The organism is Microbispora sp. H10830, from assembly GCF_014161375.1.
Lineage (GTDB): Bacteria > Actinomycetota > Actinomycetes > Streptosporangiales > Streptosporangiaceae > Microbispora > Microbispora catharanthi.
In genome coordinates this window covers 274,274-291,074 of record NZ_JABBWX010000007.1, presented here as the reverse complement: position 1 = coordinate 291,074, position 16,801 = coordinate 274,274, and the positions used below count along the sequence as shown (strand labels likewise).

Here is a 16,801-nt window from a genome sequence, read left to right as displayed (position 1 = left end):
TTGAGAGCCTGCCTCTATCAGTTACGACCGCTTTGTCCGGTCCGGTCGCACCGTCCGCCTACCCCTGGTCTCCCTTTCAACACGGCTCGCGCATCTGTTTTCGGCTACCGCGGCCCGTCCTGCGACCTGACCGAATGCCCGCGCCACCCGGGGGTACGCGAAGACGGAGAGGCAGCAGCCCGAGGAGGAGGCCATGCCGAAGGACAACGCGGGGCCGGAGCACCTGATCCCTGACCGGCTGCCGCCGCTGGCGCAGTCACCCGACGTGGAGCCCGGCGCGGACCTGGACGGCGGCGCGTCCGGCGACTGGCACGCCCCCGGCGCCGACTCGCCGGACGACGTCGAGAAACCCGCCGACGCCGAGGAGCCCGCCGACGAGTGACCCGGGCCGAATGACCCGCACCGGATGACGCATGGTCGGTGCGGCGTTCAGGCGGCGTTCAGGCGGCGTCGCGGCGACCGGCCGGCGGGACCGTGCCGCCGGGAGCGGGGCCGCCGGAAGAGGGTCCGCCCGGGGTGCGGTCTCCGGGAGGCGGCGGGGCGAGGTCGGCGCCGCGCGGCGTCCGGTACGGCTCGTGCGCCCGCAGGTCCACTGTCTGGATGGTCCGGCTGATGTCGGTGGGGGTGACCAGGCCGACCAGGTGACCGTCGTCGTCGAGCACCACGGCCCGGCCGTCCGTGCACCCGCTCATCCGCTGGAGCAACTCCGTGAGCTGGTCGCCGGGGCGGGCGGTGGGCACGTCCGACGGCGGGCACGCGATCTCCCGCAACCTGGTGATCACGCGGTCGTCGGGTGGCACGCGCCGGACGCGGCCCAGCGTCACCAGTCCCGCGAACCGGCCGTCGTCGTCCCGCAGCGGATAGGTGGACAGGTGATGGCGCAGCACGAGCCGGTCGACCAGGCCCGCCACGGTCTCGTCGGGGTGGGCGACGACCGGATCACGCGACATCACCTCACCAACCGTGATCCCGTGCAGAGCGGCGTCGATCTGCGTCTGCTGCTCCTCCGCGGTGGCCGCGTTCACCAGGAACAGGCCGATCAGGGCCAGCCAGAACCCCTGGAGGCTGAGACCGGAGACGAGGTTGAGGAAGCCGATCGCGATCAGGACGTAGCCGAAGACCCGGCCGGCCCGGGCGGCGGCCACGGCGGCCCGCAGGCGGTCGTGCCAGCGCGCCCACAGGAAGGCGCGCAGCACCCGGCCGCCGTCCAGCGGCGCGGCGGGCACCAGGTTGAACACGGCCAGCAGCACGTTCACCGCGGCCAGGTAGCCGAACATCCCGCTGATCAGCGGCGGTGCGCCGATGACCGAAACCCCCCAGGACAGGAGGGCGAAGAGGCCGCCGAGCACGACGCTGGTCAGCGGCCCCACTCCGGCGATCTTGAGGTCGGCGCCGGGGGAGCGGGGCTCCCCGCGCAGTTCGGCCACCCCGCCGAGCAGCCAGAGCGTGATGCCGTTGACCTCCAGGCCGTGCCGTTTGGCGACGATCGCGTGGGCCAGCTCGTGCGCGAGCAACGAGGCCAGGAAGAGCAGGGCCGATACCACCGCGGCCAGCACGTACGCCGCCGTCGAGAGGCCGGGGAAGGCGATGGGGAAGCGGCCGAAGGCCAGCCCGATCACCAGGATCACGACGATCACGACGACGCTGATGTTGAGCCCGACCGGAACCCCGCCCACGCGGCCGAGACTGATCGACGATCGCATCCTGCCACCCCCCCGGCCCTCCGCTGTGACTGGCCTACCCACAAAGGCGCAGGTCAAGCGGAGGGCGGGGACTTGGAGACGCCGACGCGAAGTCAACGGGACGCCGCCGGAACCGCCGTGCGGAAACCGTGTAGCCGTGTGAGAACCGGAACCCGCTCGTGGTGCTCCGGCGACGTAATCGTGGGCAGCGCCTGACCGGCCTCTGGCTAAAGTTGTTGGCCTGCGTTACGTACCGACCGTCGAAGGACTGTCGTCATGTCCGATTCATGGGCTGTGAAACGCCAGCTGGCCGACGCGCTCAACGAACACGATCTGGAGGGCGTCCTCGAGACCTTCAGTCCGGACGCCGTCCTCGTCTCGCCCTTCGGTGTGGCGGAGGGACATGAGCAGATCGCGTGGATGTACGAGCAGATCTTCAAGAGCTTTCCGGACTTCCAGCTGATCGTGTGGTACGAAGCCGTCACCTGCGAGACGCCCTTGATGGTGGAGTGGACGGCCACGGGCACCCACCGTGGGCCTCTCCTGCTGCCGAGCGGGCGCGAACTGGAGGGGACCGGTCGCCCGGTCACCTTCCGCGGCACCTGCGCGTCCTTCATCGAGGACGGCAAGATCAAGACCCACAGGGAGTACTTCGACCAGTTGGAGCTGTACACCCAGCTCGGTCTGTGTCTCACGGAGGCCCCGGGCTGAGCGCTTCTGGCGTGCTCGGCGCGGCGGCGGCCGCGGACCTCGCCAGGTGTGTCCGCGGCCGCCGGGGGCTCACCTCAGATAGATATTCGGCCTGGCGGGGGTCGCCATGCCGTCCCCGAGGAAGAAGCCCGTGTGGGGCGGCTGGTTGTAGGCGGTGTTCTGCCAGGCGACCGCCGCCCGGTATACCGGGTCGTGCATCAGCGTGTAGATCTGGCGGCTCGCCGCCGTGGTCGTGCTGTAGATCCGCAGGGCGGTGTTGTCGCTCGTCGGCCAGACGACCTCCTCGCGCCAGTCGCCGAACAAGTCGGCCGACAGGGACGGGGTGGACTTGGTGCTGTTGTTGGAGTGCACCCCGGAGGCCGTCAGCAGCCGGGTGTCGCCGCTCGTGCCGTACTTGTCGATGTGGGTGCCGTCGAGCAACTCGCGGACGGGGTCGGCGTCCCACCAGGCGAGGAAGTTCGCCGAGCCCGGCTTGCGCCCGACGTTCTGCCCCTTGGTGTTGTAGACGCCGCTGACGGCGGACGACCACGACTCGGCGCCCGGGCTGCCGGACCAGACGTCGTCGGAGACGCCGCGGCCGTTGTCGCAGCCGCAGGAGGCGTTGCTCCAGATGATCGAGCCGGTGCGGGCGTCGGCCATCCACGCCGCGGGCTTGCTGGTGTCCTCGTCCACCTTGAACACCTCCAGCCCGGCGCGCGACGGGTCGAGGTCGCCGACGTGCAGGGCGTCGCCGTGGCCGTTGCGGGTGTTCCACAGCGCCGAGCCGTTGTCGTTGATCGCCATCGCGCCGAAGACGATCTCGTCCTTGCCGTCGGCGTCCACGTCGGCGACGGCGAGGTTGTGGTTGCCCTGCCCCGTGTACTGGCTGCCGGCGGAGTTGGAGTCGAACTTCCACCGCTCGACGAGCGAGCCGTTGCGGAAGTCCCAGGCCGCGATGACCGTACGGGTGTAGTAGCCGCGCGACATGATCAGCGACGGGCGGGTGCCGTCAAGGTAGGCGGTGGCGGCGAGGAAGCGGTCGACGCGGTTGCCGTAGGAGTCGCCCCACGAGGAGACCGTCCCGCGCGGCGGGTCGTAGTTGACCGTGGACATCGCGGCGCCGGTCTGGCCGTTGAACATGGTCAGATATTCGGGACCGGACAGGACGTAGCCGGAGGAGTTGCGGTAGTCGGCCGAGGAACTGCCGATGACCCTCCCGGTGCCGTCCTTGGTGCCGTCGGCGGTCTTCATCGCCACCTCGGCCCTGCCGTCGCCGTCGTAGTCGTACACCTGGAACTGCGTGTAGTGGGCGCCGGCGCGGATGTTGCGGCCGAGGTCGATCCGCCACATGCGGGTGCCGTTGAGCTTGTACGCGTCGACGAACACGTTGCCGGTGTACCCGGACTGGGAGTTGTCCTTGGAGTTGGACGGGTCCCACTTCAGGACGATCTCGTACTGTCCGTCGCCGTCGAGGTCGCCCACGCTCGCGTCGTTGGCGCTGTAGGTGTAGGCCACCCCGTCGGGTGTGGTGCCGCCGGACGGCGGCTGGATGGGCACGTCGAGGTGGTCGCCGCCGGTGAAGCGCAGCGACGTCTCCGACGCCGCCTGCTCCGCGCCGTTCACCACGGCCCGCACGGTGTACGCGGCGTCGGCGGCGGCCCCGGAATCGAAGTAGTTCGTGGAGTTGGTGATCGGCGAGGAGTTCAGCTTCGTCGAGCCCCGGTAGACGTTGAAACCCGTGCCGATGCTCTCGGTGCCGAGCAGGCGCCAGGAGACCAGGTTGCCGCTGCCCGACCGCACGCTGATCAGGCCGCGGTTGAGGTCCTCCATCTGCCGCGCGCCCGCGGGGATGCTCGTGGGACTCGCGGAAGGGCTGGGCGTGGGGCTCGGAGTGGGGCTCGCGGAGGGCGACTGGGTCGGGCTCGCGCTGGGACTCGCGCTGGGACTCGCGCTGGGACTCGCAGTGGGGCTGCTCGTGACCCCGCCGGTGCAGGTGGTGCCGTTGAGCGCGAAACTCGCGGGCACGGGGTTGGACGAGTCGTTCCACGAGCCGTTGAAGCCGAACGACGCCGTGCCGCCGGTGGGGATCGAGGCGTTGTAACCGGCGTCCTTCGCGCTGACCTGCGCGCCGCTCTGGGTGACCGTGGCGTTCCACGCCTGCGTGACGGTCTGGCCGGCGGTGTACGACCAGGTGAGCGTCCAGCCGGCGATCGCGTCGCCGAGATTGGTGATCGTGACGGCGGCGCCGAACCCGCCCTGCCACTGGTTGGTCACCTGGTAGTCCACCCGGCAGCCCGCCGCAGCCGAGGCGGGCAGGGCCGGCAGGACCCCGGCCCCCGCGAGCGCGGCGGCCGAGGCCACGGCGGCGACCAGAGCGGATCTTCGTCGTGTCGTCATCAGAACTCCAGAAGGGGGTGCCGAGTGGGGTGCCGGCAGAGCCGTGACGGCGCCCGTACCGCGCCGGGCGCGTGATCGGGATTCACCCAAGCCAGGCCTCCGGGGGTCGGGCCGGCCGGTGAGCGGACGCGGGCAGGGAGACCTGTCCGCGCCTCCGGCCATGCCGGGAGTGCGCGCCATCTCAACCCGGATGCCGCGCTGTGGTCAATCGGCCCGCAGCGCCTCTCGGGGCAGCCCAGTCATCCGACAAGTTCGACTATCTGAACCTCGCTGGTAAACGCGGGTCCGCAGCGGGTCTGGAGGGTTCCACATGCCCGATCACAGGAGTCGGGTCCGACTGAAACTTTCAGTGTGGGGGACAGGCCAGTCCGGCCCCCCGTCTTTGTGAACGTAAACATATGACCTCTCGTGCGACACGCCGAGCGCAGGAGCTGATCGGACAATCCGTCAGTCCTCTTCCTCGACTCATCTGATGACTTTCGAGGCCTCGTCTTACTCACTCTCGACCCGTAGACGGTTCAGATACCCGCCCGAGTGCGCATTCAGCAGTGCAATCACGGCCGCCCGATAGGTCTGAAGCTTTCAGAAGGAAGAAGTCATCAGGAAGGCGATGGTGCTGACGACGAAGCGATAGCAGATTTATCTGACCAATCTGCTTGACGGGACCCGCCGTCCCATTCAAGACTGCGGCACCACGTCCGCAGGACACCACGCCCGCCGAGCACCCGCGGACCAGCCGGAGCGCGCGTACCGCGAGCACGGCGCGCGGGTGACGGCACCGTGGGAACGACCCCCGCCCCGAAAGGACTCCCCCCATGCGATCTGTGAGACGGACGCTCGCGACGACGCTCGCCTGCGTCGGCGCGACCGGTGGCCTGCTCGTCGCGGGCAACGGCGTGGCCAACGCCGCGGCTTCGGGCATCTGGAAGATCGACTGCCAGTACTCCCACTCGCTCATGGACGATCCGATCGTCTATCCGGGCCAGCCGGGCGCCTCCCACCTGCACGACTTCTTCGGCAACATCGGGACCAACGCCAACTCGACGTACGCATCCATGGACGGTGTGACCAGCACCTGTGCCAACAAGGACAGGGCCTCCTACTGGGCGCCCGCGCTCTACCGCAACGGCGTCAAGATCAAGCCGGCCATCGCGCGCATCTACTACACCAACGCCGTGAGCCCGGGTGAGGAGCAGACGGTCGCCTTCCCCAAGGGCTTCAGGATGATCAAGGGCAGCGCCATGAACCAGGCGTCGTCGGGCGCCCCCGACCACACCGACTGGGGCTGCACCGACGACACCCAGATCGCGAGCGTGAAGAACCCGCCGCCCTCGCGCTGCGCCAGCGGCGGCATCCAGGTCCGGATCACGTTCCCCTCCTGCTGGGACGGGGTGATGACCGGCGGCAACGACATCTCCCACGTGCGCTACCCGAGCGGTGGCAAATGCCCCGCCGGGTTCACCAAGCCGTTCCCGACGATGCGGCTGAACATCAACTACAACACCGGCGTCGACGTCGGCACCATCACCCTGGCGTCCGGCAACACGTACTCCATTCACGCAGACTTCTGGAACACCTGGGACCAGGCCCAACTGGAGTACCTGGTCGACTACTGCATCCGGCAGAAGCACGACTGCGGGCACTTCACCGGCACCAGTCCGGGCCGCAATCCCTGACGGCCCCGCGCGGGGAACGCGCCCGCGCCTTCGGTCCCCGCATCCGGACGCCTGCCCGCCCGGAGCCCATTCCCCGACATCGCAAGCGTGGAGGAACGATGAGATCCCTCTCGACGGCCGTGGCGGTGGTCCTGGCCGCACTCGCCGTGGTCGTCGCCCAGAGCGCGGCCGCCGCCTCGGCCGCCGCACCCACCAGTGTGAGATGCGCCGCGAACAGCGCGACCGCCCGTACGTCCGGTTCCGCCGCCGCGACTCCGGTCAAGGTGTGGATGGCCGGCGACTCCACCATGGCGAACCCGTCCGGCACCTGTCCGGTCGGATGGGGCAGCCAGTTCGACGCGCTGTTCAACGACGCGGTCACCGTGATCAACAGCGCGGCGGGCGGGCGGAGCGTCCAGACCTGGCTGTACGACCCGAACGTCACCTCGGCCAAGAACTCGGCGGGGGAGTGCGTGATCAGCCCGCAGACCTACTCCAGTCGCTGGCGGGCGATGCTCGATTCGACCAGCGGCATGAAGGCCGGCGACTACCTGTTCATCCAGTTCGGCATCAACGACGGGGACAGGAACTGCCCCCGGCATGTCGGCGCGGCGCGCTACCAGCAGCTTCTCGGCGAGATGGCGCAGGCCGCCAAGCAGCGCGGCGCCCACCCGATCCTGCTCACGCCGGTCGCGGCGATCACCTGCTCGGGCGGCACCGCGACCGGTAACCGGGGCTTCGTCAACGAGACCTTCGCGGCCGGTTCGGCCAACGGGGTCCCGGTGATCGACCTGCACAGGCTCAGCCACATCCTGTACAACAACCTCGGGCTGTGCCCCAACAACGGCGACTACACCTCGGGCAAGGTCGGCGCCTTCTTCTGCAACGACCACACCCACTTCGAGGCGGCCGGAGCGCAGCAGATCGCCCGCCTGGTCGCCCAGGCCCTGCGCGACCAGGGCATCCCGCTCGCGAGCTACCTCAGGTAGCCGGCGCCGGCCCCGGTTGCGGTCGCTCGCATCCGCATCGCCCCTCCCTTCCGAAGGTTCTGACAGAGCCGTCCCCCCGCCAGGGGCGGCCGGTCGGGGAGGAGAACCGCTCATGCCACAGCCCGCCACGGTGATCGTCGTCGGCGCGGGGCTCGCGGGCCTCGCCTGCGCCTGGCACCTGCGTCAGGAGGGGGTGCCGGTCCGCGTCCTGGAGGCGTCCGACGGCGTGGGCGGCCGGATCCGCACCGACCTCGTGGACGGTTTCCGGCTCGACCGGGGTTTCCAGATCTTCAACACCAGCTACCCCGAGGTCGGCCGGGTCCTCGACATCGGCGCGCTGGACCTGCGGCGGTTCACCAACGGAGCGATGATCTTCAGGGACGGCCGGCGTGAGCGGGTCGTGCTGCCCTGGCGGCACCCCCGGCACGCACTCAGCGGTTTGCTCGCCCCGGTGGGCACGCCGTTCGACAAGGCGGTGCTCGCCGCGGTGACCGCCCGCGACCTGCTGCTCCCCGACTTCCTCGTACGGCGGCGCGGCGGTGCCGAGCGCACCACCCTGGCCGAGCTGCGGCGCTGGGGCGCGTCTCCCGAGATCGTGGAGAACCTGTTCCGCCCCCTCCTCGCGGGAGTCGTGCTGGAGCGGGAGCTGGAGACCTCCGGCAGGATCTTCCACCTCCTGTGGCGGTCGTTCTCCCGCGGCAGGATCGGCGTGCCGGCCCTCGGCATGGAGCGGGTCCCCGCTCAGCTCGCCGCCCGCCTGCCGGAGGACGCGATCTCGCTGGAGACGCCGGTCAGCGCGCTGACCCCCGACGGAGTGGCCCTCGCGGACGGGGGAGAGATCGCGGGCGCCGCCGTGGTGGTGGCGGTGGACCCGCCCACCGCGGGACGGCTGGTGCCCGGCCTGCCGGTGCCCGCCATGCGGCCGGTCACGACCTTCTACCACGCCGCCCCTGCCTCGCCTCTCGGCGAGCCCACGCTGGTCGTGGACGCCAAGGGAGTGATCACCGACACGATCGTGATCACCGACGCCGCGCCCGAGTATTCCGCCGACGGCCGCGCCCTGATCTCCACCTCGGTCCTCGGCGTCCACACGGACCGGGACGAGCCCCGGGTGCGGGCCCGGCTCACGGAGATTTACGGTGACACAGTCTATGGCGACACCTCGTCGTGGGAGCACGTCGCCACCTACGCGATCGAGGCGGCCCTGCCCGCCATGCCGCCACCGATGCCGCTGCGCCGCCCGGTGAGCCTCGAGGTCGTGGGGCTGGGCGCCCGGCGCTACGTGTGCGGCGACCACAGGGACACCGGCTCCCACCAGGGTGCGCTGGTCTCCGGCCGGCGGGCCGCCCGGGCGGTGCTTGAGGACCTGCGCCGGGTGGCGCGGGTCCGGGGCCGTCGCACCGCCCCGGCCCCGGGCCCGGCCCCGACCCGTCAGCCCTGAGGCGCCGCGCCTACCTGTCGCCGTTGCCGGGCAGGTCCAGCCAGTGCTGCATGCAGACGATGAGCTCCTCGGCGTCCACCGGCTTGGTGACGTAGTCGCTCGCGCCCGACGACAGCGTCTTCTCCCGGTCGCCGTGCATGGCCTTGGCGGTGACCGCGATGATCGGCAGCTGGGCGAAGCGCGGCATGGACCGGATGGCGGCGGTGGCGGCGTAGCCGTCCATCTCCGGCATCATGATGTCCATCAGCACCAGGTCCACGTCGTCGTTGCGCATCAGCACGTCGATGCCCTTGCGGCCGTCCTCCGCGTACAGCACCTGCATGCCGTGCAGTTCGAGGATCGTGGTGAGCGCGAAGACGTTGCGCACGTCGTCGTCCACGACCAGCACCTTGCGGCCCACGAGCGCGCTGTCGACCTTCCCGAGCTCCTGCGCGCCCTCCTCCGAGGCCGGCTGCACGAGCGGCAGCACGCTGCCGGGCTCCTCGGCGGACAGGTGCAGGGTGATCCGCTCGCGCAGCTCGTCGAGGCTGGGCAGGCGCTCCAGCGGCTGGTTGCGGGAGCGCACCTGCAGCAGGTCCTCCTGCGGGCGCGACAGCTTGCGCGAGTGGTGCGCGAGCACCGGCAGCGCGCGCAGCGCGGGATCGGAGTCGAGCCCCTTGAGGAAGTCGGCCGCGGCGTCGTGCGGCATGCCGAGATCGAGCACGACGCAGTGGACACTCTCCTGCCGCAGCATCGACAGCGCGGAGTGGGCGTCGCTCGCGGTCGACACCTGGACCGGCCCGTGGGTGTCGTGCAGGTCGGCCGCGACGCTCTGGGCCAGCATGGACAGCAGGCCGCCGGGCCTGGCCTCGACGACCAGCAGGCGGCGCCCCGCCCTGCCGCCGTCCCGGCCGCCCGGGGTCCGCGCCGCCGCGGGCGCATCGTACGCGGCGATGGAGTGCGGGGCAACCAGCGGCGGCTCCTCCTCCCGCGCCCCGGGTTCGTCCCTCTGCGCGCCGTCGACGTGGGCCAGCGCAAGGTAGAGCGTGAACGTGCTGCCCTCGCCCAGCGTGCTGGTCGCGCGGATCTCGCCGCCGAGCAGGGTCGCGATCTCCCGGCTGATCGACAGGCCGAGGCCGGTGCCGCCGTACTTGCGGCTGGTGGTGCCGTCGGCCTGCTGGAAGGCGTCGAAGATCTGCGAGAGGTTCTCCGCGGCGATGCCGATGCCGGTGTCCACCACGTGGAAGGCCAGGATCTCCTGGCCGGCGGCGTCCGGCAGGTCCACGTCGGCCGCGCGTTCGATGCGCAGCTCGACCGAGCCCGCCTCGGTGAACTTGACCGCGTTCGACAGCAGGTTGCGCAGCACCTGCCGCAGCCGCTGCTCGTCGGTGAGCAGCTGGGCCGGCACGTCGGAGGCCACCGTCACCCCGAACCGCAGCCCCTTCTGGGTGGTCAGCGGGCGGAAGTTGGCGTCCACGTAGTCGAGCAGCTGACGCAGGCTGACCGGCTCCGGCGTGATGTCCATCTTGCCGGCCTCGATCTTGGACAGGTCGAGGATGTCGTTGATGAGCTGGAGCAGGTCGGTGCCGGCCGAGTGGATGACGTTGGCGTACTCCACCTGCTTGGGCGTGAGGTTGCGGGTGGGGTTCTGGGAGAGGAGCTGCGCCAGGATGAGCAGCGAGTTGAGCGGGGTGCGCAGCTCGTGGCTCATGTTGGCGAGGAACTCGCTCTTGTACTTGGACGCCAGCGCGAGCTGCTGGGCCCGGTCCTCCAGCTCCTGGCGGGCCTGTTCGATCTCGCTGTTCTTGGTCTCGATGTCGCGGTTCTGCTGGGCCAGCAGCTCCGCCTTCTCCTCCAGCTCGGCGTTCGAGCGCTGCAGCTCCTCCTGCCGCACCTGGAGTTCGGTGGCGAGCCGCTGCGACTCGGCCAGCAGCGCGTCGGTGCGGGCGTTGGCCACGATCGTGTTGACGTTGACGCCGATCGTCTCGACGAGCTGCTCCAGGAAGTCCCGGTGGATGCTGGCGAAGCGCCTGAGGCTGGCCAGCTCGATCACGCCGAGCACCTGGTCCTCGACCACGATCGGCAGCACGATGAGGTTGACGGGCCCGGCCTCGCCGAGACTGGACGACACGGTCAGGTAGCCCGGCGGGATGTCCTCCACCAGGATCGTCCGCCTGGCCTGCGCGGCCTGGCCGACCAGCGACTCGCCGAACGCGTAGCGGCGCGAGGCGTCGCGGTGGCCGTAGCAGCCGACCACCCGCAGCTCCGCGCCCGCCGCGGTCTCCTCGGCCAGCAGGAAGGTGCCGTGCTGCGCGTTGACCAGCGGGGCCAGCTCGTTCATGACCAGTTCGGCGACCGCTGACAGGTCGCGGTGGCCCTGCATGAGCCCGGAGATGCGGGCGAGGTTGGTCTTGAGCCAGTCCTGCTCCTGGTTGGCCCTGGTCGACTCGCGCAGGGACTCCACCATGGAGTTGACGTTGTCCTTGAGGTCGGCCAGCTCGCCCTCGGCGTCGACGGTGATCGACCGGGTCAGGTCGCCGGAGGTGACCGCGCTGGTCACCTCGGCGATGGCGCGCACCTGGCGGGTGAGGTTGCCGGCCAGCTCGTTGACGTTCTCGGTCAGCCGCTTCCAGGTGCCGGACACGCCCTCGACCTCGGCCTGGCCGCCCAGCCGTCCCTCGCTGCCCACCTCGCGGGCCACACGGGTTACCTCGGCGGCGAACGAGGACAGCTGGTCGACCATCGTGTTGATGGTCGTCTTCAGCGCGAGGATCTCGCCGCGGGCGACGACGTCGATCTTCTTGGTCAGGTCGCCCTGGGCGACGGCCGTGGTGACCTGGGCGATCGAGCGCACCTGGTTGGTGAGGTTGTCGGCCATCGAGTTGACGTTGTCGGTGAGGTCCTTCCAGGTGCCCGCCACGTTGGGCACCCGGGCCTGGCCGCCGAGCTGGCCCTCCGTACCCACCTCTCGGGCGACGCGGGTGACCTCGTCGGCGAACGCGCTCAGCGTGTCGACCATGGTGTTGATGGTCTGGGCGAGCGCGGCGACCTCGCCCTTGGCCTCGACGGTGATCTTCTGGGACAGGTCGCCCTTGGCGACCGCCGTGGCGACCTGGGCGATCGAGCGCACCTGGCTGGTGAGGTTGGACGCCATCACGTTGACGGAGTCGGTCAGGTCCTTCCAGGTGCCCGACACGCCGCGTACGGTGGCCTGGCCGCCCAGCCGTCCCTCGGTGCCGACCTCGCGGGCGACGCGGGTGACCTCGTCGGCGAACGAGGACAGCTGGTCGACCATCGTGTTGATGGTTTCCTTCAGCTCCAGGATCTCGCCGCGGGCGTCGACGCGGATCTTCTGCGACAGGTCGCCCTTGGCGACCGCCGTGGTCACCTCGGCGATGCTGCGCACCTGGTCGGTGAGGTTGTCGGCCATGACGTTCACCGACTCGGTCAGCGCCTTCCACGTGCCGGAGACGCCCTTGACGTCGGCCTGGCCGCCCAGCCGTCCCTCGGTGCCGACCTCTCGGGCGACGCGGGTGACCTCGTCGGCGAACGCGCTCAGCGTGTCGACCATGGTGTTGATGGTCTGGGCGAGCGCGGCGACCTCGCCCTTGGCCTCGACGGTGATCTTCTGCGACAGGTCGCCCTTGGCGACTGCCGTGGCGACCTGGGAGATGTTGCGGACCTGGCTGGTGAGGTTGCCGGCCATGAAGTTCACCGAGTCGGTGAGGTCGCGCCAGGTGCCGGAGACGCCCTTGACGTCGGCCTGGCCGCCGAGCTGGCCCTCGGTGCCGACCTCGCGGGCGACGCGGGTGACCTCGTCGGCGAAGGAGGACAGCTGGTCGACCATGGTGTTGACGGTGTTCTTGAGTTCGAGGATCTCGCCGCGGGCGTCGACGGTGATCTTCTGGGAGAGGTCGCCGCGGGCCACGGCCGTGGTCACCTGGGCGATGGAGCGGACCTGGCTGGTGAGGTTGCCGGCCATGAAGTTGACGGAGTCGGTGAGGTCGCGCCAGGTTCCGGCGACGCCGGGCACCTGCGCCTGCCCGCCCAGCCGCCCCTCCGTGCCCACTTCGCGGGCGACGCGGGTGACCTCGTCGGCGAACGACGAGAGCTGGTCGACCATGGTGTTGACGGTGTTCTTGAGTTCGAGGATCTCGCCGCGGGCGTCGACGGTGATCTTCTGGGAGAGGTCGCCCTTGGCGACGGCGGTGGTGACCTCGGCGATGGAGCGGACCTGGCTGGTGAGGTTGCCGGCCATGAAGTTGACGGAGTCGGTGAGGTCGCGCCAGGTTCCGGCGACGCCGGGCACCTGCGCCTGCCCGCCGAGCTGGCCCTCGGTGCCGACCTCGCGGGCGACGCGGGTGACCTCGTCGGCGAACGACGAGAGCTGGTCGACCATGGTGTTGACGGTGTTCTTGAGTTCGAGGATCTCGCCGCGGGCGTCAACGGTGATCTTCTGGGAGAGGTCGCCCTTGGCGACGGCGGTGGTGACCTCGGCGATCGAGCGGACCTGGCTGGTGAGGTTGCCCGCCATCGCGTTCACCGAGTCGGTCAGGTCCTTCCAGGTGCCCGACACCCCCGGCACCTCGGCCTGGCCGCCGAGCTGGCCCTCGGTGCCCACCTCCCGCGCCACGCGCGTCACCTCGGAGGTGAACAGGGAGAGCTGGTCGACCATCCCGTTGAAGACCGTCGCGATCTCCGTCAGCAGGCCGTCGCCGTCCTCGGGGAGCCGGGTGCCGAAGTCGCCGTCCCGTACGGCGGTGAGGCCGGCCAGGAGCTGCCGCAGATCCAGTTCGGGGTCACCGCCGGCGGCGCGTGCTGAGCGCGCACGCTTCGCGGTGCCTGCCCTCTCGACCATGTCCACCCTCGCGATCACCGTCATGAACAGGAGAAAGAAAGCATATAAAGCACTGCCGAACGCATCGGCCCCTGTGGCCGCGGCCGCGGACGCAGCGGGCAGATCGGCCTGCAAGGCTATCGGGCGGGCGATCTCCGCGGAGCGCCCTCACAGGCGACGTGTCAGTGTCGATCAGGACTTCGCGGTACATCCGCAGCGTGCACGTACTGCGCCTGTGCTCCGTCTTCGCCGCGCCCGAGCCCGCGACCGCGCCGCAGGGCAGGGGCCTGCGGTTCCCATCGGGGGCATGCGCGCGACGCCCGGACCTGAGCCTCATCCGGTGGAGTCGCGGCCGGCGTCGAACACCTTCTCGTAGTGCTCGCGCGCCTGCTCGACCACGGAGTCGGCGAGCCACGCGACCGGCTCGACCTGGTCGATGAGCGGCTCGTGGTCGGGGCCGCGGGCCGCCATGCGGCCGGCCAGCACCCACGCGTGGCGATCCTCGTCCTTCTCGGCCAGGTGCGTGTACTTGCAGATCTGACGGGCCAGCCAGTCGCGCAGCGGGAGGGTCCACCAGCGCTCGGCGTCGAGCACGGTCACCGACAGGCCGGGCAGTTCCAGACGGCTCTCGTAGTCGACGCTCGGCTTGCCGGCGTCGGCGTCGGGGCCCTTGGAATAGCGCAGGTACAGCCCGGGCCGGTGCTCGACGAGCTCGGTCAGCTCGTCCAGGCTCTTGATCGTCGGTATCCCGCTCACCTCACTCCCCACGGCGCACTGGAAAAGGCGGCCCGAAAACGGTCCGTCCGCGATGCTGTCCTCCCCTCCCCACCCGCCAACAGGGCAAACCCTCGTCCGGTGAGGGCGGGAGAGGACATCACGCAGCGTGACACCCGCCCGGATGCCCGAGCTGAGCTGCTAATGCGCATTATTACCGCTATTACACCGTTGACGGGAGGACGGGCGAGCCCGCAGTATGTCGTCTCAGCGCGACTAATGCGCATTAGCACCATGACAGGTGACTACATGCGGTGATGTCGCTCGCGCTCACCCCGACCCCGGATCCCTCGCCCCTGAGGAGTCGCCCCCCATGAACCAGGACATCGAGAAGGACTGTAACCGTGCCCTGCCCGTGATCGGCCGCCGCGGTCTGCTGGCCGCCGCCGGGGGAGCGATGCTCCTCGCCGCCCTGCCCGCCCGGGCCCGGCGGGCGGCCGCCGCGACGACGGGCCCGCTGCCGGACCTGGCCGCGCTGCCCGCCGGGGCTCCGGACCGCCGGCTGTTCGCCCCCATAGAGCAGCGCTACGCGCCCTACCTGATGATCCTCGCGCCGATGGTGAAAGACATCGAGGACGCCGACCCGGCCACCTACGGCTTCTTCAAAGGGGGCTGGTGGCGCACCCCGTCGGCGCCGTACAACGCCCGGGTCCAGGAGCACGTCTACACGCTGGCCTGGTTCCACGCGAACGCCCGCCCCTGGAACCCGTACGCCGGCGACCCGGCGCTGCTCGCCGCGCTCGACGCGGCGCTGGGCCACTACCTCGGCCTGCAGCACGACGACGGCTCGTGGCCGGAGTACGACATCGACGAACGGGGCATGGCGCCCACCGGCTTCGCCATGGGCTACCTGAGCAAGACCCTGGGCATCCTCCGGCGGTCCGGTGCGCTGCCGGAGCGCCAAGAGCAGATCAGAGCCGCTCTTCACCGGGGGATGACCTGGTTCCTCGACCCGGCGACGACCAAGGTGTGGCAGAAGAAGCCGCTGGCCTACGCCAACCAGACCACCTCGGGCCTGGCCGGGGCCTCGCTCGCCCTGAACCTCGATCCCGATCCCGCGCTGCGCCGGCGCCTCGCGGAAGGTATCGCCAGGCTCGCCGCGGACGGCCAGAGCCCGGCCGGGTTCTTCTACGAGCAGCGCGGCATGGACATGAACTACAACTTCGAGGTCATGCTGCCGGAGATGGCCGACGCCTACCACCAGACGGGCGACCGGACGCTCGTGGGGATGGCCGGGCGGTTCGCCGACTGGCTGGGCTACAACCTGGTCCGGGAGCCGGACGGCAGCGGCTACATCAGCAACATCGCGCCGTCGACGCGCACCAGCAGCCGGTTCTACGACGACGTGCGGCCCGACCCCGACCGCACCGCGCTCAACTCGCTGTTCGTGCCCGAGGTGCCCGCGCTGGCGGCGTTCCTGAGCGCCCGCGAGGACCTGGCCGCCGCGCGGGCCGCCTGGGCGGCCGACACCGCCCCCGTGACCCCGGCCCAGAAGCAGGACACCTCGCCGCGCATCCTCACCCACGCGATCTACGGCGAACGCTTCCCCACCAGGAAGGCGAAGGACAAGGCGGTCAGGAGCCTGCCGTACCTGAAGTGGAAGCACTTCGTGGAGATCCGCAGCGACCTGGGGCAGGACTTCGTGTTCGTCCGCCGTCCCGGCCTCTACCTCGGCGGCTACTTCGGCACCCGCGGGACGTCGTACGGCAGGACCGGCCTGACGTTCCTGTGGCACCCGGACGCCGGGACGATCGTGCACTCCCTGAACAACAACAACCAGGGCTGCTGGGGCACCGTGCGGGCGAACGGCGTGCCGGACAACGCGGGAGACCAGGCGGCCGAGTACTTCGCCGGCGAGCCGGGCACCGCCCCGTGGACCGGCGAGCACTCCAGAGGCGAGGGGACGTTCGGCATCCGCTACGGCGCCGCCGACGGGTCGATCCGCACGGAGGTGACGGTCACGCGCGACACCGTCCGCCGAGCCGTCCGCGCGTCCGGGGCGGTGACCGAGCAGATCCCGCTTGTCCTGCTGCCGACCGACACCCTCGTCTTCACCGACGGCACGCCCGCGCCGTATCACGCGAACACCACCGCGACGGCCGACGGGATCGACGTGCGCAGGGGAGCGGCGCTGATCCGGATCCGCTGGGGGACGGCTCGCGCGGCCTCGCTGCGCTTCGGCTCCTCGACGTACTTCCGCGACGCCAGGCGGCTCATCCACGTGCTGCGCGTCCCGCACGACGGCAGCGTCGACGTCGTCATCACGTGCGACTAATGCGCATTACTTCAGGATGAACACGTCTTGACGCGGGCACGCGCGGCTTCCAGAATGATGTTCTCTCTTTCGCTAATACGCA

General features: G+C 70.4%; 10 protein-coding genes. 6 read left to right on the top strand and 4 right to left on the bottom strand.

The genetic code is table 11. The features are described from left to right. Nucleotides 1-193: 193 nt before the first annotated feature. Nucleotides 194-382, top strand: a complete 189-nt coding sequence (locus HHX35_RS20150; protein ID WP_182900295.1) for a hypothetical protein — start codon at nucleotides 194-196, stop codon at nucleotides 380-382. 58 nt (nucleotides 383-440) lie between these two features. On the opposite strand, the gene HHX35_RS20145 is transcribed toward HHX35_RS20150, so the two are convergent. Next, on the bottom strand, nucleotides 441-1,703 hold the full coding sequence (locus tag HHX35_RS20145) for a site-2 protease family protein (protein ID WP_182900294.1): 1,263 nt from the start codon (nucleotides 1,701-1,703) through the stop codon (nucleotides 441-443). A 255-nt stretch (nucleotides 1,704-1,958) separates the two neighbouring features. Between HHX35_RS20145 and HHX35_RS20140 the strand changes: the two genes are divergently transcribed. Continuing rightward, a complete protein-coding gene (locus HHX35_RS20140) occupies nucleotides 1,959-2,393 on the top strand; it encodes an ester cyclase (RefSeq protein WP_182900293.1) in 435 nt (144 codons plus the stop codon). Nucleotides 2,394-2,462: 69 nt separating this feature from the next. Here the strand turns inward: HHX35_RS20140 and HHX35_RS20135 are convergent, their stop codons facing one another. Next, complete coding sequence (locus HHX35_RS20135; RefSeq protein WP_182900292.1) at nucleotides 2,463-4,769, bottom strand: cellulose binding domain-containing protein; 2,307 nt, start codon at nucleotides 4,767-4,769, stop codon at nucleotides 2,463-2,465. Nucleotides 4,770-5,584: 815 nt separating this feature from the next. Here HHX35_RS20135 and HHX35_RS20130 point away from each other — a divergent pair. The 3 genes from HHX35_RS20130 (at nucleotide 5,585) to HHX35_RS20120 (ending at nucleotide 8,854) form a co-directional block, all read left to right on the top strand. After that, entirely contained in the window at nucleotides 5,585-6,445 is an 861-nt protein-coding gene (locus HHX35_RS20130; protein ID WP_182900291.1) for a DUF1996 domain-containing protein, read from the top strand. Between the two features lie 98 nt (nucleotides 6,446-6,543). Continuing rightward, nucleotides 6,544-7,413 carry a GDSL-type esterase/lipase family protein gene (locus HHX35_RS20125; protein WP_182900290.1) on the top strand — a complete coding sequence of 290 codons (870 nt, stop codon included), beginning with the start codon at nucleotides 6,544-6,546 and terminating at the stop codon, nucleotides 7,411-7,413. 112 nt (nucleotides 7,414-7,525) lie between these two features. Beyond that, a complete protein-coding gene (locus HHX35_RS20120) occupies nucleotides 7,526-8,854 on the top strand; it encodes an NAD(P)/FAD-dependent oxidoreductase (protein WP_182900289.1) in 1,329 nt (442 codons plus the stop codon). Nucleotides 8,855-8,864: 10 nt separating this feature from the next. Here the strand turns inward: HHX35_RS20120 and HHX35_RS20115 are convergent, their stop codons facing one another. Next, entirely contained in the window at nucleotides 8,865-13,715 is a 4,851-nt protein-coding gene (locus tag HHX35_RS20115; protein ID WP_182900288.1) for a HAMP domain-containing protein, read from the bottom strand. Between the two features lie 288 nt (nucleotides 13,716-14,003). Further along, nucleotides 14,004-14,426 (bottom strand): DUF6098 family protein, encoded by a 423-nt coding sequence (locus tag HHX35_RS20110; protein ID WP_310739186.1) that lies wholly within the window; start codon nucleotides 14,424-14,426, stop codon nucleotides 14,004-14,006. Between the two features lie 331 nt (nucleotides 14,427-14,757). Between HHX35_RS20110 and HHX35_RS20105 the strand changes: the two genes are divergently transcribed. Further along, entirely contained in the window at nucleotides 14,758-16,719 is a 1,962-nt protein-coding gene (locus HHX35_RS20105; RefSeq protein WP_220505642.1) for a hypothetical protein, read from the top strand. Nucleotides 16,720-16,801 lie beyond the last annotated feature (82 nt).